1 protein-coding gene is annotated in these 636 nt (G+C 80.8%); it reads left to right on the top strand.

All coding sequences use genetic code 11. The features are described 5' to 3' along the window. The coding region (locus tag ACWJ6R_RS37670; protein ID WP_449066755.1) for a hypothetical protein at positions 1 to 636 on the top strand (636 nt) is incomplete at both ends.

Genomic DNA, 636 nt, shown 5'->3' with positions numbered 1-636 from the left:
GCTCGTCTCCGCCGCCGTCTGCCCGCACCCCCCGCTGCTGGTCCCCGAGCTGGCCGGGACCGCCGCCGATGAGCTCGACGGGCTCCGGGCGGCCTGCGCGGCCGCCGTGAACGGCCTGCGGGACGCGCGGCCCGACGCCGTCGTGGTGGTCGGCGGGGCCGACGAGGCCGGGACCTACGGGCCCGACGCGGCCGGGAGCCTCGCCCCCTGGGGCGTGGACGTCCGGACCGGCGCGGGCGAGCCGGTCCTGCCGCTCTCCCTGGCGATCGGCCGCCGGCTGCTGGAGGCGGCCGGCCTGTCCGCCTCCGCGTTCCACGCGGTGCCCTTCGACGCCTCCCGCCAGGAGTGCGCGGCCCTGGGCACGCGCCTGGCGGGCGGGACCGGGCGGCTGGCGATGCTGGCCATGGGCGACGGCTCGGCCCGCCTGACCGAGAAGTCGCCGGGCTACCTCGACGCCCGCGCGCAGCCGTACGACGAGGAGATCGCCCGGACGTTCGCCCGGGGCGAGGTCCCGGACCTCGACCCGGGCGAGGCCGCGGAGCTCTGGGTCGCGGGCCGGGCGGCCTTCCACGTCCTCGCCGCAGCCGCAGCCGCAGCCGCAGCCGCGGTCACGGCGCGGCGGGGCGGGCAGGCGGG

The organism is Planomonospora algeriensis, from assembly GCF_977012225.1.
This window is presented reverse-complemented; position numbering and strand designations above follow the sequence as displayed.